This is a genomic window from Bacillus timonensis, assembly GCF_004799755.1.
GTDB classification, from domain to species: domain Bacteria; phylum Bacillota; class Bacilli; order Bacillales; family Bacillaceae_L; genus Ferdinandcohnia; species Ferdinandcohnia timonensis_A.
Genome location: NZ_SLUB01000038.1, coordinates 18,357 through 39,378, shown reverse-complemented (window position 1 = coordinate 39,378; position 21,022 = coordinate 18,357). Strand labels below are relative to the sequence as shown.

Sequence of the window (21,022 nt, the reverse complement as noted above, 5' to 3'; positions counted from 1 at the left end):
GACAAGGGAAAGCCAAAACATCGCGGTTGTGTCCGAAGTCGAGGCATCTTCGGACAAAGGAAAGCCGAAACATCGCGGTTGTGTCTGAAGTCGAGGCATCTTCTGACAAGGGAAAGCCAAAACATCGCGGTTGTGTCTAAAGTCAAGGCATCTTCGGACAAAGGAAAGCCGAAACATCGCGGTTGTGTCTGAAGTCGAGGCATCTTCAGACAAGGGAAAGCCAAAACATCGCGGTTGTGTCTGAAGTCGAGGCATCTTCAGACAAGGGAAAGCCAAAACATCGCGGTTGTGTCTGAAGTCGAGGCATCTTCAGACAAGGGAAAGCCAAAACATCGCGGTTATGTCCGAAGTCGAGGCATCTTATGACAAGGGAAAGCAAAATCAGATTAAGTCCATATAATTGTGTAAAAAGAAAAGGAGTCAAATCAATTCCAATTGGTCACAATGGTTATCAGCTACGAAAAAACCTTGTGGAGGAATTAAATATGACTCAAATTCAGTTTAACCTAAATCTTGACCTTTTAAAAGAATCTGTAATGAATTCTGATATTGACGCTGTTATCAAAGCTTCAATTGTCCTTGTATTAAATTCTGTGATGGAGAAAGAACGTGATGATTACCTACAGGTAGGAGCTTATGAACGTTCTACTGACCGAATTGATTCTCGTAATGGATTCTATGAGCGCGAGCTCATTATGAGTATTGGTAGGATAAATCTGAGGGTTCCTCGTACTCGCAACGGGGGATTTTCACCTTCCTTGTTTGAAAAATATGCACGTTATGATCAGGCATTTGTTCTATCGATGCTCGAAATGGTTGTAAACGGTGTTTCAACTCGAAAAGTAAAAAATATTGTCCAACAACTTTGTGGTGAGAGTGTTTCAAAGTCTTTTGTCTCTTCTCTTACGGAAAAACTCGATCCGGTTGTTCAAGCTTGGGCAAATCGGCCATTGAATACAACATACTATCCCTATATTTTTGCGGATGCTATGTATATAAAGGTTCGTGAGCATAATCGTGTTGTACCAAAAGCAGTTTACATTGCTACTGCTATAACAGAGGATAATCGTAGAGAAGTTCTAGGGATAAGGGTAGATCACATTGAAAGCTATGATGCTTGGAAAGCATTTTTACATCACTTACAGTCCCGGGGAGTACAATCACCAAAGTTATTTATTACTGATGCCCATCCTGGCTTAAAAAAGGCTTTAAAAGAAGTCTTTGTTGGAACTGTTTGGCAACGTTGTACCGTCCATCTCAAGCGAAACATCTTTAATGTTTTACCTAAAAAAGGAATAGATGAAGTAAAACTAGGTTTAAAGAGAATTTTTAAAGCAGTTAGTGTAGAAGATGCCAGAAAGTTCAAAGATGAGTTTATAGAACATTTTGGAGAAAATCAGAAGCTTGAAAAAGCCATTCGAGTTTTAGAGGATGGCTTCGAAGATGCGATTCAATATCTAAATGAACCAGTTAAGTTTCAACAATATATCCGCAGCACAAATTCACTGGAACGCTTAAATCTAGAGGTTAGAAGAAGAGAACAAGTTATCCGGATATTTCCAAATACTCAATCCGCCTTTAGAATGATTGGAGCTGTCCTTATGCAAATAAATGAGGATCAGGGAATGAAAAAAACCATTAGGGATAAATAGGATATAATGACTTGCTGAATAAGGTGGAAATGCCTAATTTCGAATTGACATTGAGCCTCCAGCGGGCATGAAATAAAGCCAGGAAGCCAGGAGTTTAACAACACCTGGCTTGCCCTCCAGGCTATCATGCCCGCCTCTCAATGTAAATTCGAAATAATTATAGTCCACTATACAAAATTATAAATTAGATGAGAACCATTGTTGACACTTTTACACAACTTTAAGGACTTGACACAAAATCATCGCGGTTATGTCTGAAGTCGAGGTATCTTCAGACAAGGGAAAGCCAAAACATCGCGGTTATGTCCGAAGTCGAGGCATCTTCGGACAAGGGAAAGCCAAAACATCGCGGTTGTGTCCGAAGTCGAGGCATCTTCGGACAAAGGAAAGCCGAAACATCGCGGTTGTGTCTGAAGTCGAGGCATCTTCAGACAAGGGAAAGCCAAAACATCGCGGTTGTGTCCGAAGTCGAGTAACTCCTTTATATTAGAATTTACTTCACTCAGCAAACATGCTGTTGCATCTTCAACTTTGGACCGAAAAGCAATTCACAGACAATATCACACCTATTTTCACAAGCACATTCGCACTGTACAACAAGTATTGTCACATCTCCAAAAAACGGATGTGAGTTTTAATTACTTTTTAATATAAACTGCATTAAACGTTACTATAACAATAAAAGTAAAGCGTGAATTCGTGTGTGAAATCACAATAAAAACGTTATTGTGATCGACTGTTTTGCGCCCTGAATCGGAACCAGTTGCTTATTCATGGTCGGTCTTTATCTTTTAAGATAGCTACTAATAACCTGTAAAAATGCTTCTTTGTCATCAACCGTTACATATAGTTTCGTCATTTCCTTCTTTATTCCAAAAGGGAGGTTGGCAAAAGCTGGTTCTATTAATTCGATTTCGAATTGTGGCTCCTCTTCAAATAGGTTTGGTAATGTAATGGCAAAGCTATTTTTTTCTCGGGCTCTTTCCTTTTTACCCGTACTGGTTGGTTGAATAGATTTAATCGATTTTAAATCTACCACTATTTCACGTCTAATTCCAACTTGGGAAAAAAGCTTACCATCATTGATGACAAGTGGTGAAAGACGAACAGCTTGATAATCTGCAATAATCCAAAGCAACGCGTATAAATCGAGTGCGGTAAATATCCATGCAATAGTTGGACTCCAGAAATGTGCAATTAAAAAGTGAACCGCAATTACCTCTATTACCATCGCATGGACAAGCATGATAAACAGACTAAAATAACCTGAATTGGTGTGGATCGTAAATGAATGAATATTTTTTTTGTCATCCCATTTTTTCTTCCAGGAAAAGAAGCCATAATAGAGGATTGAAAAGTCATATACGAGAATATCGATTAATTTTCTGTGTCCAAACGTGGTGTTCATTGCCATACGCAATGTAGAAGGGTAATAAAATTCGATTTCTTTTTGCTTTTTATAATTTTTGTATAATGCAGGAATCTTACGTAATAAAATTGCTGCAAGAAACAGCTCAATCGCAATAAAGAGACCTTCAAGTGCAAATATTCCGTATTTAGCATTGTCAAAGATAACTAAATCATGATGGGGAACAATGAAATAGGCGAACCAAAAGCCAGCAATCACAACCGGGAGAAGCGTAATGGTAGAAAGACGGTTTCGAACAACAAACAAATAAAAAAACAGCGGTAACACAATTGTCAAATCAAACAAGGATGCGAGTATCAATGTATCCGTTACAGGCTCGAAAGGCTGAATGACCATTATCGTGTAGTTTGAACCAAGGACTAAAAGAGCAAGGATTAGAAAAATATAAATGGACCTGTTCTTTTTTAGTGAATGCACCGTAGGCTTGCCTCCCAACATCATTTGCTTACAAATTAATTATAACAAATAGAAAAAGATGGCAATAGCCACCTTTTAAAAAAATAAGTTAATAATTTGGTAAATAAGGGCTGCTAAAGCTGCTGAAATGGGTAGTGTAATAATCCATGTCAGGACAATTTTTCGGGCTACTCCCCATTTCACTCCTTTTACACGTTGAGCTGAACCAACACCCATAATCGCAGATGAAATGACATGGGTTGTACTAACTGGTAAATGAATATACGTTGCGCCAAAAATAATCAGGGCAGAAGATAAATCCGCTGCCGCTCCATTGATTGGACGGATTTTCATAATTTTTCCGCCAACGGTTTTAATTATTTTCCAGCCACCAATCGATGTACCAATCCCCATTGCCGTCGCTGCGGCAATTCTTACCCATAATGGAATGTCAGTTGAGGTTGTAAATTCCCCCGCAATCAATGCCATCGTGATAATCCCCATCGCCTTTTGAGCGTCATTTGTCCCATGGGTAAAGGATTGAAGGGCGGCTGTAAAAATTTGAAAGGTTCGAAACCCTTTATTGGTTTTATAAAGACTCGAATTTCGAAAAAGGACTTTAAATAGACTCATCATTAGAAAACCAATACCTAATGCAAGAAACGGTGAAAGAATGAGTGCTTCTAGTATTTTTATAAATCCATTGTAGTTTAAAATTCCAAAACCTGCAGCAGAAATGGCTGCACCTGCAATTGAACCAATTAACGCATGTGATGAACTACTTGGAATCCCGAAATACCAAGTAATTAAATTCCATGCAATTGCCGAAAGTAGTGCTGCAAGAATGACAATTGATCCATTTTCAATGGCAAACGGGTCGACAATATCTTTCGTGATGGTTTTGGCCACACCTGTAAAGGTAATAGCACCAATAAAGTTCATTGATGCCGCCATGACGATCGCTATTTTTGGTGGAAGTGCCTTCGTTGATACACTTGTAGCAATGGCATTAGCTGTATCATGGAATCCATTAATAAAGTCAAACGCTAATGCAAAGAAAACAATTAATATTGTGAGTAAAAGTAAGCTATCCATTAATAAGATTCTCCTTTATAATATGTGTTCAAAAAGGAGGATGAAAAGGACCAAGAATTTCAAGGCGGTGAAGCTTTGAGTACCGGAGCGTATGCAGTTAATACGTGAGGAACGCAAAAGCAAGCCAACACAGAAATTCGATGTGTCATTTTTAAACGACTTTTTGAACATCATCTTTATGCATTTCTCATAATGATGGTTTCTAGCGTATCCGCAACATCCTCACAGAAGTCCGAAATGCCTTCAAGAATCTCATAAATCTCCTTTACCTGGATTATCTTAATTGGGTCTTTTTCCGTTTGGAAAAGCTGCTTGATTGAAACTCGTAAGATTTCATCACATTGTGATTCATAGTCATTAATTTTAATGGCGTGTTTACGCATATCTAATAGTTTCTTATTCGAAAGAAGTTCGATTGCATGATAAATTTCAATTGTGCTTTTATGAATGAAATCAGCATAAGAAGTCATATATTCGTCCGTATCTGTTAATGAATACATTTCAAAACGAGCTGCACATTGCTCCATTCCGTCTAACACATCATCCATTTTCATTGCTAACTGAAGAATATCCTCACGCTCAATCGGAGTAATGAATGATTTATTGAGTTCCGTAATTAATCCGTGAATGACATCATCGCCTTTTTTTTCATAAGTTTTCATTTCAATCGAAAACTCTTTAAGATCACTTACATTTTTAATTTTAAACTGTACAAAATAATCCGCGGCTTCCTTAACATTAGCCGAGATGGATGTAAGTGAGTCAAAGAATACATCTTTTTTCTTGTTTCCAAACATGATATTGTTCCTCCAATAATGAGATTGATATGCACACAAAGAATATTTTTATCCTATTTTGTCGAATTTACAATAAAAAGTTTACAAACTTTACAAAAATGTAATAAAAGATTTACAAGGTGTTTCTCTGGAAAACACAAATGTATTTAACAGATACAATAACAGACACGATTATCTTATTATCTATAGAAAATTAAGGAAATATACTTGAAATTAATCTATAATAGTGTAAAATTACACTAAATATAAAAGTGTAATTTTACACACTTGGAATTGGTTGGTGAAGTTGTGTGGCACAAGCATTCATTATGGAAAGGATCGATACAAAGGATTTACTTATAAAACAGAAAGAAGAAATGATATCGCTTTCAAATCATGTGAGTAAAGTGGGGGAAGAATACCTTCTGTCGAGATTTGGGATATACGATCAGGTTATATGCTTAAGACGTAATCAGAAGCTTTTTGCCTTTCAATTGGTTCAAACCTTTGAACAGAGTGATGAAAAGTTTATATACTTTGGACCCTTATTTTCGAGATTAAGTTGTTTTCTGGACCTATTTTTGACTTATCTACAAATGATAATGGATGAGAATCAAGGTCGGAAGATTCACCTCCTTGCTGAAATTGAGAATCCGGAGGTGTTATTCCTTTTTAAAGCATTATTTGAGGATTATGCTTATCCAAAATTTCAAGATGCTCAGGTTCCGAAAGAGATCAAGAATAATGTTCGACTTTATGCCAAAAAGCTTTCTCATATTCATAACCTCGATGTTGAAAGGCTGACCACTCATTCCAAGGAATCCCTTTATCAATATCAGCCTACACATTCAACAATTGAGAAGTGGCTTCATTCAAGAAAAATCGTTTTTTCACATGGAATGAATATTGTTTTGTATTCATACGCGCCATCTGAAACAAATGCACGTCATGATTTTAAACTTCAACTAGAACGTGGAATAAATCGGATGGTCAATTGGAAGGAAGGAAAAAAAGAAATACTCGCTTTATTTGAAGGAGGTATTGTAAGTAGTGTCTAGACTTTTTTTTTCGCAAATTAGAGAAGATAGTGTACTAGAAAGAGAGATTTCAAAAACAGAAAAGCCGAGGAAAATACTAGTGATTGGGTCAGGAGGATGTACGGCATTTTCCATCCTAAATGATTCGGTTGATCAAGTTCTTTGTGTTGATATGAATCCAGCGCAATGTGCGTTAATTGAGCTCAAAAAAGCTGCCATAAAGTATTTTTCGTTGAAGGAGTTTCTCACTTTTATTGGAGAAGACTCGTGTCAAAATCGTGTTCAAATGTATGAAGCAATAGCTAATGATTTACCTGATTATGCTAGGGAATATTGGCAGCAGCATTCTCAAGATATTGAAAAAGGAATCAATCATTGTGGTGTGAATGAACGCTTTTATAGATTCATAGGGGAAAATATTTGTCGGAATATCTATGATGAATCCGTTTGGAAGAAGTTATTTTCTGCAAAAAATCTTGGGGAACAGCATGCGTTTTATGAAACATACTTGACTACATCTGAATGGAGAACCGCTGCAAAGATATTATTAAGTAAAACAACACACCTCCAATTCTTTCCGAGCTTTATGTTTGCCAATGCAAGTGAACATGATTTTGCTGAATTCTTTTTGAGTCAGTTTGAAAAAGAAGTGAAAACAAAGCCCATTCATAATAATTACTTTTTATCTCAGATTTTGTTTTCTTCCTATCTGTATGAGGAAGAAGAAGGTGTTCCGTTTTATTTAACTGAGGAAGGATATGAGACTGCAAAAAGAAATACGGATAAACTCGCCATACATCCTGTAAGTATCCAAGAACTTTTAAGTAAGGAAGAATCCATTGATGCATTTTATTTGTCTAATGTATTTGATTGGGCGGATGGAAAGGGAAGGGAATTAATTTGCGATGGAATTTTACAGGCGAAATCAGCTACAGCAACCGTACTGTTCCGAAATATGCTCAGTTCGGGTCCATTGCCTGAAACTTTTACGAAGCGATTTAATTGTGATGAGGAACTGTCAAAGCGTTTTGAAGGAGTAGAACGTTCGATGTTGTATCAGAAAATCACAGTGGGGCAGATTGTATGACTTATGAATTTAGAAAGTTAGATGAATCCTATCACCATCAATTACTTCAGTTGTCAAAAGAGACAAATACGGGAGGCGATCTTTTCTATGTGGACCGGTCTCCTCACTTTTTTAGCTTATCAGAGGAATTTGGGGTGACAAGACATTTTGGATTGTTTCGGGAAAAAAAGTTAATCGGTTGTGTTGCGGTGAGTGAACAAATGCGGGTACTCAATCAAAAATGTCAAAATGTGTATTACATCAATGACCTAAGAATTCATCCAGACTACCACCGAACCTTTGCTTTTTATCGTTTAGCTGAATATTTATTGTCCTATTATCAAAACGAAGGAACCGTGAAATGGATGTTCTCTACTGTTCTTGATAGCAACACAAACAAAGCATCGATGACAAAAGGAGATGGACTCCTTCCAGGTGGAGCTGAAATGGGTAGAACCATTCATATTGGCGTTCCAATGTTTTTAAAATATCGAAATGCCGGGCTTGCTATAAGCGAAGTTGATGGGGAAGAAGCATGGGGGATTTATAAAAAGTTGGCGAGGACACAATCCTTTGCTCCGTGTGGAAAACAAATGTTTTTAAAAAACAATGGTGTCTTTTTAGGGATAAAAGATGATAACGAGGAGTGCCTAGCCATTTGCAAGCTCGTCGACCAATCCAATGCACGGAAGCTTAGGCTTTCTAGTAAACTTCCTTTTTCGTTTAGAATCGTGAATTTGTTTTGTAGGACCGCAAATTGTCCACCCCTACCAAATCAAGATGAGGCATTTCGACAGGGGTATCTAGCATTTTTCGCTGCGAAAGAAAAGCGACAAGACTATCAAAAGGAATTTATCTCTTATATCCAAAACAAGTTTAAGCAAAAATACAGCTATTTGTTCTTTGGAGTGTCAAGCGAGGAAGCCCAATATTTTAGAAACAATCCATTTTATATAAAACTTTCATCAACCACGTTTGCGTACGGAGATATTCCAGCGAACCTTTCAATGGATTTTCATGAATTAACACTTATTTAGGGGGATTTGATCATGGAGAAATTTGTAGAGTTAAAGAAAGTGACAGATCGAATGTTTCAAGAAAAGAAAATTGAACAACATCCGTTGTTTGTGGCTTTAAACAACGGGGAATTCTCTGAAGAACAACGAAAGGAAATGGCCCTTCAAATCTATCACGTTGTACTTTATTTTCCACGTTTTTTATCCGCTATTTTAACAAATATGTCAGATTACCGGATGAGAATGCCATTGGTTGAAAATTTATTTGAAGAGCATGGAAAAATGAATGAAAAATATGTGCATAGCGAGACATATAAGGAGTTTTTAAAAGGGATTGGTGTTTCAGAGAAAGAAATAATGGAGAGCGAACCAAGCATACCGGTCATTGCCTATAATCGCGGATTGACTGACCTATGTCTACATTACCACTATTTAGAAGGACTTGCGGCACTAGGTGTGATTGAAGAAATTGTTGCTAGAGTGTCTCCTTTGGTTGGTCAAATTGCAAAAAGTAACTATGGAAGTGAAAACAAATCGCTTATTCATTTCACTGACCATGAGGTGCTTGATGTTCAGCATGCGAACGAAATTTATGAAGTCGTTGCATTAAATTATGAAGGAGACCAAAAGCAAATGATTGAACGTGGTTTACAATTTGGTATGTACTACCATTCTCGAATGTACACAGACATCTTAGAAAACGTTCACTAATCCGCTGTATTTCAATGCAGTGCATATTTGCCAATTTATCCGATGCCCCAAACTTCCACAATTTACTGTTGAAAATGGTCTCACATGACGATAGGACTGAGCATATTTTAGGTTAGTAACCTGTGGAGGTGTTGGAAAATATGGCGATATCCGGTAAAGAGTATATTGATAGAATTAATCAACTTCAGTCTGATATATGGATTGATGGGGAGAAGGTGAAGGGAAAGATTTCTGAACATCCTGCTTTTCGTGGAGTCATGGAGAGTCAGGCAAAGCTCTACGACCTGCAATGTGATCCATCAATCCAAGACATCATGACTTTTACCTCTTCTAAAACAGGTAACCAAATTGGAACTTCCTATTTAGAACCAAAGACGAAAGAAGATTTAGAAAAAAGACGTCTGATGATTCAAACTTGGGCAAAAAGCACACTTGGGATGATGGGACGATCTCCTGATTATATGAATACGTCCTTAATGGCTATTAGTGCTGCTGCAGATTTATTTTCATCTAATAATCCGGAGTTTGTGAAAAATCTCCGCAGGTTTTATGAAGAAGCGTGTGAGAAGGATTATTCATTTACCCACACTTTTATAAATCCACAAACAAACCGTTCTCTTTTCCATACGGATGACGACGATAATATTATAGCAGCCAAGGTTATTGATAAAAAAGAAGATGGGATTGTTATACATGGTGCAAGATTGCTAGCTACACAAGGCGGCATTACAGATGAATTAATCGTATTTCCCTCAGGTGGTCATTTATTTAATGAGGACTATGCTTTTGCTTTTTCGATTCCGAGTAACACGAAAGGATTGACTTTTCATTGCAGAGAATCATTTGCCTATCGCGACTCAACCTTTGATCATCCACTTAGCTCAAGGTTTGAAGAAATGGATACAATCATTGTTTTCAATCATGTTCATGTCCCACGGGAACGAATCTTTATGAATGGATGTATTGATTGTGCCAATAAAATGTATGCGGAAACAAGCTTTTTTCCATTGGTCCTACATCAGGTAATTTCTAGACAGGTTGTAAAAACGGAAAGCCTGCTAGGGGTTGCTCAAGCTTTGGTTGATACAATTGACATTGGTGGATATCAGCACGTTCAAGCAAAAATCAGTGAAATTATCATTGGGCTAGAGACGATGAAAGCATTATTGTTAACATCGGAATGTCAAGCGAAAATAGATAAATGGGGTACAATGGCCCCTGCAATTAACCCTCTATACAGTGCAATTAATTTATTCCCTCGTCTATACCCGCGTTTTACTGAGATTTTACAGCTATTAGGTGCAAGTGGCCTAGTTTCCATTCCAACCGAAAAAGACTTTGCAAGTGAGAGAAGGGCTAATCTTGATCAATATTTACAGGCTGCTAACGCGAATGCATTTGATCGAGTAAAACTTTTCAGACTTGCATGGGATTTTTGCATCAGTGCATTCGGTTCTAGACAAACCCTTTACGAGCGCTTTTTCTTCGGTGACCCAATTCGTCTTGCAAGTAATCTATACCGCACCTATGACAGAACCGAACTAACAACCCGAATCAATGAATTCTTAAAAAACTAATTCGACAAAGATCTTGCTCTCCACCATCGGTGAAATATATTCCGTTTGTATGCACATAAAAATTTTTCCTGTTCGTATTAATATATGTAGCGCTATTTTTAATATATTTTTCGTGTCTAGCTCCAGCGCCTAGCCCCTCGAGGTCATAAGCCAATCCGTCAAGAAGGATAAAAGGCATCCTTCTCGCCGGATTTTCTTATGCTTGTCGGGGCTGATCAAGGCGCTTGCGCATTTCTTTTTTGGAGGGCATTTGAATGGGAAAAAATTTCATCAAGACGTTGTCTGAGGTGGGAAGAGTAAAAATCACCCTACTTGTAGGTCTGCTTTTTATTCTATTCGTTGCTATTGGACTCAACATGTATATCAATTCTCGGGATGTTAGTGCTTTAAATAATCCATTACCGGAACCGACTATTATTTATGACAAAAATGGCGAGATCGCAAGTAAGGTACCCGGACCTAAAATTGAAGGTGTTAGATATGAAACCATTCCATCACATGTGATTCATGCTGTGATCGCCACGGAAGACCGGAGATTTTACAAACATCCTGGTGTTGATTATGTCGGGATAATTCGTGCACTTTTCCGGAATTTAAAAGCGGGTGAGATCGTCGAAGGTGGAAGTACGATTACCCAGCAATTAACGAAGAATGTATTTTTAACTCATGAACAAACATTGAAGCGAAAAATAGAAGAATTCTTCCTTGCCCAAAAAATTGAACGTACTTTTTCAAAAGAGAAAATCATGGAAATGTATTTAAATCAAATTTACTTCGGTGAAGGGGCATGGGGAATAAAAAACGCCGCAAGAACTTATTTTGGTAAAGAGGTTAAGGATTTAACAGTGAGTGAAGGAGCGATTCTTGCCGGTTTAATCAAATCGCCTTCTAAGATGAATCCCTTAATTGATCAAGAAAAATCTTTAGACAGAAGAGATCTTGTCCTTTCATTAATGGAGGACCAGGGATACCTTACCTCCAATCAAGTCAAGGAAGCAAAAGCGCAAGAGATGGTGTTTAAGGGACGCCAGCTTGACCCATATGAAGGAAAGTATCCATATTATATCGATCATATTATCGAAGAAGCGATTGAAAAATATGGACTTACCCAAAATGAAGTCATGTCAGGGGGCTTAGAGATCTATACTGAGCTTGATCCTCACATGCAGACATCCATAGAAAATGTCTATAAAAATGACAGCTTATTTCCTGCTAGCTCAGAGGATCAATTGCTTCAAAGTGGTGCTATATTAGTAGATCCGAAGACGGGCGGTATCAGCGCATTAGTGGGTGGGCGCGGTGAGCATGTGTTTCGAGGTTTCAATCACGCAACCCAATTAAGAAGGCAACCAGGTTCACCTATTAAACCACTTGCCGTATATACGCCAGCGCTTGAACATGGCTACAGCATTTATGATGTATTACCGGATAAACCAATGAGTTTCAACGGCTATCAGCCATCAAATGTTTCCGGGAAATTTAAAGGCAGTGTGACCATGTACGATGCGGTTAGGGACTCAGATAATGTTCCAGCGGTATGGCTTTTAAATAAAATTGGACTAAAAACAGGTATTGATTCTGTAAAAGAGTTTGGACTTCCGATTACTGAAAAGGATCATAATTTAACTTTGGCTCTTGGCGGACTCGATGAAGGGGTCGCTCCCCTTCACATGGCCGAAGCCTTTACAACTTTTCCGAATGAAGGGAAAAAGACGAAAGCACATGCCATTTCCAAAATTGTCGATGCCAATGGTGAAATCATTGCCGAGTGGAAGGAAGAGCCTGTACAAATTACCACCCCTGAAGTTGCCAAGCGAATGACATTTATGCTGAAGGGTGTCGTTGAAAACGGGTCTGGGCGTCATGCACAAATAGAAGGAAGAGAAGTGGCAGGAAAGACTGGTTCTACCCAGTTACCTTTCGAAGGTATTAATGGTGTAAAGGACATTTGGATGGTCGGATACACGCCAGAGCTCGTTGGTGCAGTGTGGCTTGGATATGACAAGACCGATAAGAATCATTACTTAACCAATTCAAGTGCTACGGCAGCCGCGATATTTAAAGAAATCATTCAGCAGTCATTAAGCAATGTACCACCAAGTTCTTTCAATCTTCCAGCCTATCAGCCTCCAGTTCAGAAGAAGGAGAGCGAGTGGAAGGGAAATAACGGGAAGGAAAAGAAAAACGATCAGTGGAAAGAGGAAAAAAAGAAGAACAAGGCTGAAGAAAAAAAGTTGAAAGAAGAGGAGAAGAAACGGAAAAAGCATGAAAAAAAGAAAGACAAAGATAAAGATTAAAAAATCAAGCAAGTTACCTAAAGGGGGCTTGCTTTTTTATTAGTTTAAATCCTATAAAAAATAATTATTTAGGAACTTTTGTAGAGTATTGTAAGATTAGGGATAATTTGTATGCGACATTTTTTTACAAAGATTTGAAAAAAATTCATAAAAAAATGAAACCTTTTATCAACATGGTTCGTAAATGAGAATGTAAAGAAAATTACAAAAGTATTCTTGAATTTTGGAGGTGAAGCTATGGAACTATTTGGATATGATATTCAAACCATCTATCTAATCGGCCTAGTCATTAGTGGAATCGGTACCCTCACGTTTATTCTATTTGGTGACTTTTTAGAGGGGGTCTTTCCAGACAGTTTTTTGAGCCCGACACTTATTTTTTCATTCCTCACATTATTAAGCGCATCTGGTTACATCTTTGAAATACTGCTTTCCTTTCATAGTTTCTTAATTTTTGTTATTTCACTCGTATTAGCACTTATTTTAGTTACATTATTGAATGTCTTTGTATTGATCCCATTGTCTTCTGCAGAAGAATCGATGGTCTACAGAGAAGAGGATTTGAAAGGACGAATTGGTAAGGTCATCACCTCAATCCCAGTGGATGGCTTTGGCGAAGTACTTATAGAAGGAGTCAGTGGAACCATCGCTAAATCGGCAAAAAGCTTTAATAATGAACCTATTTCCTTTGATGAAAAGGTTCTTATTATAGATAGTAAGGAAGGCGTTGTATATGTCTTACCTTACCAAAATATGAAGTTAAAAGGGGGAAATGAACTATGACAACAGGAATTTGGATTGTCATTGGCATTGTCGCATTTTTACTACTTGCACTTATTGGGGTATTTGTTTCAAAGTACAAAACAGCTGGACCTGATGAAGCCCTAATTGTAACAGGAAGTTATTTAGGTGGAAAAAATGTTCATGTGGATGAGGCAGGAAACCGCATCAAAATTGTTCGTGGTGGCGGTACTTTCGTACTTCCAGTCTTCCAACAGGCTGAACCGTTAAGTCTCTTATCGAGTAAATTAGATGTTCAAACACCAGAAGTATATACAGAACAAGGTGTACCTGTTATGGCAGATGGTACGGCGATTATTAAAATCGGCGGTTCTATTTCAGAAATTGCTACAGCTGCTGAACAGTTTTTAGGAAAACGTAAAGAAGACAGAGAAAATGAAGCAAGAGAAGTATTAGAGGGTCACCTTCGTTCAATCCTTGGTTCAATGACGGTTGAAGAAATCTATAAAAATCGTGATAAGTTCTCGCAAGAAGTACAAAGGGTAGCATCACAGGATTTAGCAAAAATGGGTCTGATGATTGTGTCGTTCACAATCAAGGATGTCCGAGATAAGAATGGGTACCTTGATTCTCTAGGTAAACCAAGAATTGCTCAAGTAAAGCGCGATGCTGATATTGCAACGGCAGAGGCTGAAAAAGAAACAAGAATTAAACGCGCTGAAGCCGAAAAGGAAGCGCAGAAGTCTGAGTTAGAGCGTGCTACCGAGGTTGCGGAAGCAGAAAAGATCAACCAGCTGAAAATTGCTGAATTCCGTAGAGAACAAGACATTGCGAAAGCGCGTGCTGACCAAGCCTACCACTTAGAAGAGGCGAGAGCCAAACAAGAAGTTACCGAGCAGCAAATGCAAATTCAGATCATTGAAAGACAGAAGCAAATTGAGCTCGAAGAAAAAGAAATTTTACGTCGTGAAAAGCAATATGATTCAGAGGTTAAGAAGAAGGCGGATGCTGACCGTTATTCAGTTGTTCAAGCGGCTGAGGCAGAAAAAGCGAAGCAATTGGCTGAAGCGGATGCAAATAAATATCGAATCGAAGCAATGGCAAAAGCGGAAGCTGAGAAGATCCGCATCGATGGTCTTGCAAAGGCAGAAGCCCAGCGTGCACAAGGGGAATCTGAAGCTGATATTATCCGCCTAAAAGGTCTTGCCGAAGCGGAAGCCAAACAAAAAATTGCAGAAGCATTCGAACAGTATGGAAAAGCGGCCATCCTCGATATGGTGATTAAAATGCTTCCACAATATGCAAAAGAAGTGGCTGCACCATTATCAAATATTGATAAAATTACTGTCGTGGATACTGGTAGCAATGGCGAAAATAGTGGTGCCAACAAGGTAACCGGCTATGCCACAAACTTAATGTCCACCCTTCAGGAATCATTGAAGGCATCCTCTGGTATCGATGTAAAAGAAATCATCGAAAACCTGTCAGGAAAAGGGAATGTCAGAAACAGCATCGACAATTTAACCGATGAATTAGCTCAATCAAGAAAAACGGCACCAACAGATAACGAATAATTGAGTAAGGAGAAGCCAAACCTAGCTAAGGTTCTGGCTTCTTTTATTGGGTAAACTAGAAAAAATAATTGTTAAAATTTTTATTGATAAAGTGAACTTTTTACTAACCTTATTCGTATTATTAACGATAAATAAAGATAACCAAATCTTCTTGGGGGAGATTTATTGCATGGATGAAAAGGAACTAATTCGCAGTGCAAAGCGTGGTGATTCACTCGCGTTTGCAATGCTTTTTAAGGAGCATTATCCTTTTTTAGTAAAATATTTAATAAAAGTTACAATGAAGCCTGATATTGCCGAAGACCTGGCACAGGAAGCAATGATGAAAAGTATGGAAAAGATCAAAATGTATAATGGTAAAGCAAAATTCTCCTCATGGCTCATCACAATTGCAACGAACTTATACATTGATGATCTCCGAAAAAAGAAACGCGAGCATACCTATCAGCAACAGGAACAAGCATTGCGAAAAATGAAGTGGCAATTTGATAACCAGTCAGAAGATTGGAATGATGTTCTGAACGCGCTAGGCAGGCTTTCGGATGAAATTCGGATTCCAATTGTTCTCAAACATTACTATGGCTATTCGTATGAAGAAATAGCGGAGATCCTTCATATTGCCATCGGAACTGTTAAATCAAGAATACATAACGGAATTCAAACAGTAAGAAAGGAGTTGAGACCCAATGAAGAAAAACAAGCTAGTCCTACTAAAGAACGAACTACGACATGAAGAAGACCTAGAAACGATTCAAGAAGTCAATGAAGCACTTACTAAATTAGATCAACATTATTCGGTTTTCACTCCTGATTTACAAGTATTTGAACAAATGGTCGCAATTGAACAACAAAAACAAAAGAAAAAATTCAGACGAGATCTAATCGCTTTTATCTTAATCGCATTATTTATGATGACGGCATTAATCACAGCATTTTTCCAATTGCCACTTGCCTACATTCTTATTCAAGGTATCGCTACAATTAGCTTTCCAGTCTATAGCTTCTATCGATATCGAAAACGGGTGATGCATACATGAAAACAAGTGACATCATATTATGGATATTTATCGTCATCATCCTCCTCATTCAAAGTTTTTGGTTGTTTTTAGATGCAAGGAAGCGGGGGCATAATTATTGGTTTTGGGGAATTTGGGGATTAATTCAAACTCCCATGCCAATCGTTTTTTATCTTATTTTTGCAAGAAAAATTTATCGACACAAAGCAGGTAGGGAATGATGGGGAATATTGCGAAATATATTGTATTGTTGATAGCCGTTATTGGACAAATCGTAGGAATTGTATTTTTGTTTATTGATATTTCAAAGGCACTGACGTTTTATGCATTTTATATGGTTGCCATTGTTTTATTATTTGCTTTATTAGTATGGGAACGAAAACGTGAGAAAGAGGAGGATGACGAGAATGATTATCGTGACTACTGAGTTTGTACCAGGGAAAGAAGTGAAAGAACTAAAGGGATTTGTAAGAGGGGGTACGGTTCAGTCTAAGCATATCGGTAAAGATATTATGGCAGGGTTGAAAACAATTGTTGGTGGAGAAATTTCCGATTACACGGAAATGCTGGAAGAAGCACGTCAAAAAGCAATTGGTCGAATGGTAGATGATGCGAAGGCAAAAGGAGCAAATGCAGTTATCGGGCTGCGTCTACAAACTTCATCTGTCATGCAAAATGCATCCGAGATTATTGCGTATGGTACGGCTGTATGTTGAATAATGATGAATCCCTAATAATGTCTTGATATATTTTTCTATCATGTTATGATTGAACATATAAAAATTGTATAAATGATTGTAATTCCACTAGGGGTGCCTTTAATAAAGGTAATTGTATGGAGGGGCTTGTACCTGAGAATCTTTTACTGTAAGGCTGAGATTGAGGATTTGAACTTGTTGTTCATGACCTTAAGACCCTTAGAACCTGATCTGGTTTATACCAGCGTAGGGAAGTGGGGAGACGGGTCTCTTTATGTTTATTGGTCTAATCCAAACCACTTTCTTTACGTTGCGTAGAGAAGGTGGTTTTTTATTTTGCAAATAAACATAATAGGGAGGAAAAAACAAAATGTTATTTTCAGAAGAAATTCGTAAAGAGGCAAACCAGATTTGGGAGGCAAGCTTTCATCATCCTTTTGTCAAAGGGATTGGAGAGGGTACATTACCCATCGAGTGCTTCCGCTACTATGTCTTGCAGGATGCTTATTATTTAACTCAATTTGCAAAAGTGCAGGCAATAGGTGCAGCAAAGGCAGAGGATTTACATACGACGAACCGGCTAGCGATTCATGCTCAAGGAACATATGAAGCTGAGCTTGCATTGCATAAAAGTTTCTCGGAAAGACTTGGGATTACAGAGGAAGATAGAAACAACTTTAAACCTGCTCCCACAGCTTATGCGTACACTTCACACTTGTATAGGGCTGCTTATACTGGTCATTTAGGTGATATAATCGCTGCTTTGTTGCCGTGTTACTGGTTATATTATGAGATTGGGGAAAGACTTATAGATTACAAACCAGAGGAACCAATCTACCAAGAATGGATTGCGGCTTATGGTGGAGATTGGTTCAAAGAACTAGTTGAAGAACAGATTGATAGAATCAATGAAATAGCAAAAAGAGTCACACAAGCTGATCGCAACCGGATGAAAGAACAATTTATGATAAGCAGCCAGTATGAGTTTTCCTTTTGGGAAATGGCATACCGATTGGAGAACTGGCCAGTTTAAACTAAATTGTCAGTATGAAAGATGAAGAAGGGAGTTTTTTAAACAATGAAAAAAGCGTTAAAACTAACTGATATTTTAGTCACGATTGTCATTGCCATTGCATTCGGTATCGTCTACATTGTTTGGGGTTCTTTATATTATGTTGTAAAGCCTATGGGGCTGCATGTCGATCAGCTGTTATATGGAATGTGGTTTATTGCAGCGACTGTCGCGTACCTTGTGATTCGTAAACCAGGCGTTGCATTACTAGCGGAAATTGCAGCTGCTTCAGGAGAATTTATTCTAGGATCACCTTGGGGATTAACTGTTCTGCTGTACGGTGTTGTGCAGGGTCTGTTTGCCGAAATGGTGTTTATGCTTTCTCGGTATAAACAAACAAATCTTACAGTGATTGTCGTTGCAGCGTTAGCTTCGTGTGCAGGTTCTGTTTTGATGGATTTTGCATATGGAGAAATTGGGCACTTAGCAGCGTGGAATCTCATGTTGTTTCTAATTGCTAGATTTGTAGGATCCATTTTGTTTGCTGGTGTTTTTGCTTATTATCTAGTAATGGCGTTGGAAAAGACGGGTGTAACCAAACTTGTACGTCCACTATCCAGTCGTGATTTTGATGCATTGGATTAAAATAAAAGGGTGACGAAAATGGAATCAATTGCATATGTAGAAGATCTTCGTTTAACCTTTCCAGGTGACCAGCCTTTACTGTTTAAGGACGTATCTTGCCATATTAAAAAAGGAGAGAAGATATTGATTCTTGGACCTTCAGGGTGTGGGAAATCGACACTCCTTCAAGTTTTATGTGGAATAATTCCGAACTCAATAGAAGTACCGATGAAGGTAAAAAAGCAGCAGATACCTGAAGAATGGGGTTATGTCTTTCAAAATCCAGATACCCAATTTTGCATGCCATATGTTGATGAAGAACTGGCCTTTGTCTTGGAAAACCTCCAAATTCCTAGGAATCAAATGGAAGAACGGATCAAAAGACTTCTAGTCCAAGTTGGGTTAGAGTTGGAGGACATCCATACAAATATTCAAACCTTGTCTGGGGGAATGAAACAACGTTTAGCCATTGCATCTTCTTTAGCACTAGAGCCTGATGTATTATTTTTGGATGAGCCAACAGCTATGCTTGATCCAGTTGGGACAAAAGAAATTTGGGAGGTAATAAAAAAAATTGGTGGAGATAAAACACTCATTATTGTGGAACACAAACTCGAGGACGTTCTTGAAATTGTAGATCGTGTTATCCTCTTCAATGAAGCCGGGGAAATTATGGCAGATGGTTTAAAGGCCGAGGTTTTTTCTCGGTACAAAAATCTCATGCTAGAGCAGGGTATTTGGTACCCTGGTTTCTGGGACCACTTTGTTCAAAACTTTGAATGGAGCGAACGTAAGGTTCCCCAAGTGACTAATCCTCCATCAATTGGTCTTAAGAAATTTAAGGGGTATAGACAAAAAAAGGAAAGGATTAATATACATGATATCCAGGTTTACCCCGGAGAATGGATTGTCATAAAAGGAAAAAATGGTGCAGGAAAAAGTACCTTACTTCACTCTTTGATGCAATTCATTAAAACAACAGGTCGTTATTCATTGTTCGGAGATATAGTTACACATTCAAAAAGGCTTGATAAACACATGGCCTTTGTTTTTCAAAATCCTGAGCTTCAATTTGTCACAAACTCGGTAGTCGAGGAAATTGCCTATTCCTTACGAATTGAAAAACGAAATGAACGAGAAATATCTAAAACAGTTGAAGAGTTGTTACAAATTTTTCAACTTAAAAAGCATCAAAATAAACATCCTTATCAGTTATCCATGGGACAAAAAAGGAGATTAAGTGTAGCAGCCTCCATTGTAAGAGGTCAGCAAATACTTTTGTTGGATGAACCTACATTTGGTCTTGATTTAAAAAATACATTTGCCCTTCTAACCTTACTAGAAAAGTATCGACAAAAGAACAAGACGATTATTATGGTTTCCCATGATGAAAGAATTGAAGCAAATTTTGCTACTCGAGTGTGGATGATTGAAGATGGAAAATTGATAAAAGATCTGTTTCCAGACGGGACAAAAGTAAAACGTTGCATCGTACCGGTGTAAATGTGATGAAAGGGATATTTTTATGGAATTTTCAAGTAAAGAAACATGGCTACATAGAATTAATCCAAGTATAAAGCTGTTTGTACTCATCAGCTTATGTATAGCTGTATTATTTATAGATCATCTTCATCTGCTCATCCATATCTCGTTGGTCGTATTTATCTTGTTTTTTGGTTTTACAGGGCAATCCTTTAAAAGGATTCTTTTATTTACTCTCCCCTTTTTGCTTATCTTTTTTTCAACCTCATCTTCTTTGATTCTATTTGGAAAAGGAGAGACGGTACTATATAAGTGGGGATTGATCATAATCTCAGAGGAAAGTATTTATAAAGGATTAACTGTTGGATGTAGAGGGATTATTTTTGCTGGGCTTGGTCTAACGTTCGCCTTAACTACACGACCCGTTTTCCTTTTTTACTCATTGATGCAACAATTAAAAATGCCACCCAAATACGCATATAGCTTTATGGCGAGTTTACGACTAATCCCTATTATGATTGAGGAGTTTCAAACCATACAATATGCGATGCGCGTTCGTGGAGTGGAGCATCAAAATGGAATTCAGTCTATTTTTTTAAAAGTAAGAGCTTACTCAATCCCCTTATTATCACAAAGTATAAGACGTGCCCATCGAATAGCTGTAGCAATGGAAGCAAAGCGATTTTCGAACCAAAAAACACGAACTTTTTACTATGAGCTTACTTTTTCCAAATACGATTTATTATTTATTCTATATTTTGTAATCATGATAAGTTTTGGTTTTTATATTTCCATGCGATTCTTTTCAATTTGAACGAAGGTA

The 21,022-nt window shown here is 37.8% G+C and carries 20 protein-coding genes and 1 riboswitch; of the genes, 17 read left to right on the top strand and 3 right to left on the bottom strand.

The genetic code is table 11. The features are described from left to right. Positions 1–485 precede the first annotated feature (485 nt). A complete protein-coding gene (locus E1I69_RS17280) occupies positions 486–1,652 on the top strand; it encodes an IS256 family transposase (protein ID WP_136380811.1) in 1,167 nt (388 codons plus the stop codon). Between the two features lie 784 nt (positions 1,653–2,436). Here E1I69_RS17280 and E1I69_RS17270 read toward each other — a convergent pair. From E1I69_RS17270 to E1I69_RS17260, 3 genes are all read right to left on the bottom strand, one after another. Next, positions 2,437–3,498, bottom strand: coding sequence for a hypothetical protein (locus E1I69_RS17270; protein WP_136380809.1), 1,062 nt, complete (start codon positions 3,496–3,498; stop codon positions 2,437–2,439). A 75-nt stretch (positions 3,499–3,573) separates the two neighbouring features. Further along, on the bottom strand, positions 3,574–4,572 hold the full coding sequence (locus tag E1I69_RS17265) for an inorganic phosphate transporter (RefSeq protein ID WP_136380808.1): 999 nt from the start codon (positions 4,570–4,572) through the stop codon (positions 3,574–3,576). Between the two features lie 176 nt (positions 4,573–4,748). Next, a complete protein-coding gene (locus E1I69_RS17260) occupies positions 4,749–5,369 on the bottom strand; it encodes a DUF47 domain-containing protein (protein ID WP_136380807.1) in 621 nt (206 codons plus the stop codon). 290 nt (positions 5,370–5,659) lie between these two features. Between E1I69_RS17260 and E1I69_RS17255 the strand changes: the two genes are divergently transcribed. The 16 genes from E1I69_RS17255 to E1I69_RS17175 all read left to right on the top strand — a co-directional run bounded on the left by E1I69_RS17255 (position 5,660) and on the right by E1I69_RS17175 (position 21,013). Beyond that, positions 5,660–6,406 (top strand): hypothetical protein, encoded by a 747-nt coding sequence (locus tag E1I69_RS17255; protein WP_161974926.1) that lies wholly within the window; start codon positions 5,660–5,662, stop codon positions 6,404–6,406. Beyond that, positions 6,399–7,472: a DUF3419 family protein gene (locus E1I69_RS17250; protein WP_136380805.1), complete on the top strand. Its 1,074-nt coding sequence runs from the start codon at positions 6,399–6,401 to the stop codon at positions 7,470–7,472. Before E1I69_RS17255 ends, E1I69_RS17250 begins: the two co-directional genes overlap by 8 nt. Next, positions 7,469–8,488, top strand: coding sequence for a GNAT family N-acetyltransferase (locus E1I69_RS17245; protein WP_136380804.1), 1,020 nt, complete (start codon positions 7,469–7,471; stop codon positions 8,486–8,488). Before E1I69_RS17250 ends, E1I69_RS17245 begins: the two co-directional genes overlap by 4 nt. A 12-nt stretch (positions 8,489–8,500) precedes the next feature. Continuing rightward, positions 8,501–9,178 (top strand): TenA family transcriptional regulator, encoded by a 678-nt coding sequence (locus E1I69_RS17240; protein ID WP_136380803.1) that lies wholly within the window; start codon positions 8,501–8,503, stop codon positions 9,176–9,178. Positions 9,179–9,318: 140 nt separating this feature from the next. After that, positions 9,319–10,755: a 4-hydroxyphenylacetate 3-monooxygenase, oxygenase component gene (hpaB, locus tag E1I69_RS17235; protein ID WP_136380802.1), complete on the top strand. Its 1,437-nt coding sequence runs from the start codon at positions 9,319–9,321 to the stop codon at positions 10,753–10,755. A gap of 254 nt (positions 10,756–11,009) precedes the next feature. Continuing rightward, complete coding sequence (locus tag E1I69_RS17230; protein WP_136380801.1) at positions 11,010–13,052, top strand: transglycosylase domain-containing protein; 2,043 nt, start codon at positions 11,010–11,012, stop codon at positions 13,050–13,052. 237 nt (positions 13,053–13,289) lie between these two features. Continuing rightward, entirely contained in the window at positions 13,290–13,835 is a 546-nt protein-coding gene (locus tag E1I69_RS17225; protein WP_136380800.1) for a hypothetical protein, read from the top strand. After that, positions 13,832–15,367, top strand: coding sequence for a flotillin family protein (locus E1I69_RS17220; RefSeq protein WP_136380799.1), 1,536 nt, complete (start codon positions 13,832–13,834; stop codon positions 15,365–15,367). The genes E1I69_RS17225 and E1I69_RS17220 overlap by 4 nt, the downstream gene beginning before the upstream one ends. 169 nt (positions 15,368–15,536) lie before the next feature. Continuing rightward, the gene (sigY, locus tag E1I69_RS17215) at positions 15,537–16,100 is read left to right on the top strand and encodes an RNA polymerase sigma factor SigY (RefSeq protein WP_136380798.1); all 564 of its coding nucleotides are present in this window, start codon (positions 15,537–15,539) and stop codon (positions 16,098–16,100) included. After that, positions 16,054–16,404, top strand: a complete 351-nt coding sequence (locus tag E1I69_RS17210; protein WP_136380797.1) for a YxlC family protein — start codon at positions 16,054–16,056, stop codon at positions 16,402–16,404. The genes sigY and E1I69_RS17210 overlap by 47 nt, the downstream gene beginning before the upstream one ends. A gap of 196 nt (positions 16,405–16,600) precedes the next feature. Then, positions 16,601–16,810, top strand: a complete 210-nt coding sequence (locus tag E1I69_RS17200) for a hypothetical protein (protein ID WP_242634626.1) — start codon at positions 16,601–16,603, stop codon at positions 16,808–16,810. Next, positions 16,791–17,099 (top strand): YbjQ family protein, encoded by a 309-nt coding sequence (locus E1I69_RS17195; protein ID WP_136380795.1) that lies wholly within the window; start codon positions 16,791–16,793, stop codon positions 17,097–17,099. Before E1I69_RS17200 ends, E1I69_RS17195 begins: the two co-directional genes overlap by 20 nt. Before the next feature lie 82 nt (positions 17,100–17,181). Further along, positions 17,182–17,351, top strand: a riboswitch (TPP riboswitch). Positions 17,352–17,451: 100 nt separating this feature from the next. Continuing rightward, complete coding sequence (gene tenA, locus E1I69_RS17190) at positions 17,452–18,114, top strand: thiaminase II (RefSeq protein ID WP_136380794.1); 663 nt, start codon at positions 17,452–17,454, stop codon at positions 18,112–18,114. A gap of 45 nt (positions 18,115–18,159) precedes the next feature. Continuing rightward, a complete protein-coding gene (locus tag E1I69_RS17185; RefSeq protein ID WP_136380793.1) occupies positions 18,160–18,738 on the top strand; it encodes an ECF transporter S component in 579 nt (192 codons plus the stop codon). A gap of 18 nt (positions 18,739–18,756) precedes the next feature. Then, positions 18,757–20,220, top strand: coding sequence for an ABC transporter ATP-binding protein (locus tag E1I69_RS17180; RefSeq protein WP_136380792.1), 1,464 nt, complete (start codon positions 18,757–18,759; stop codon positions 20,218–20,220). 22 nt (positions 20,221–20,242) lie between these two features. Beyond that, on the top strand, positions 20,243–21,013 hold the full coding sequence (locus tag E1I69_RS17175; protein ID WP_136380791.1) for an energy-coupling factor transporter transmembrane component T family protein: 771 nt from the start codon (positions 20,243–20,245) through the stop codon (positions 21,011–21,013). The last annotated feature ends 9 nt before the right edge of the window (positions 21,014–21,022 follow it).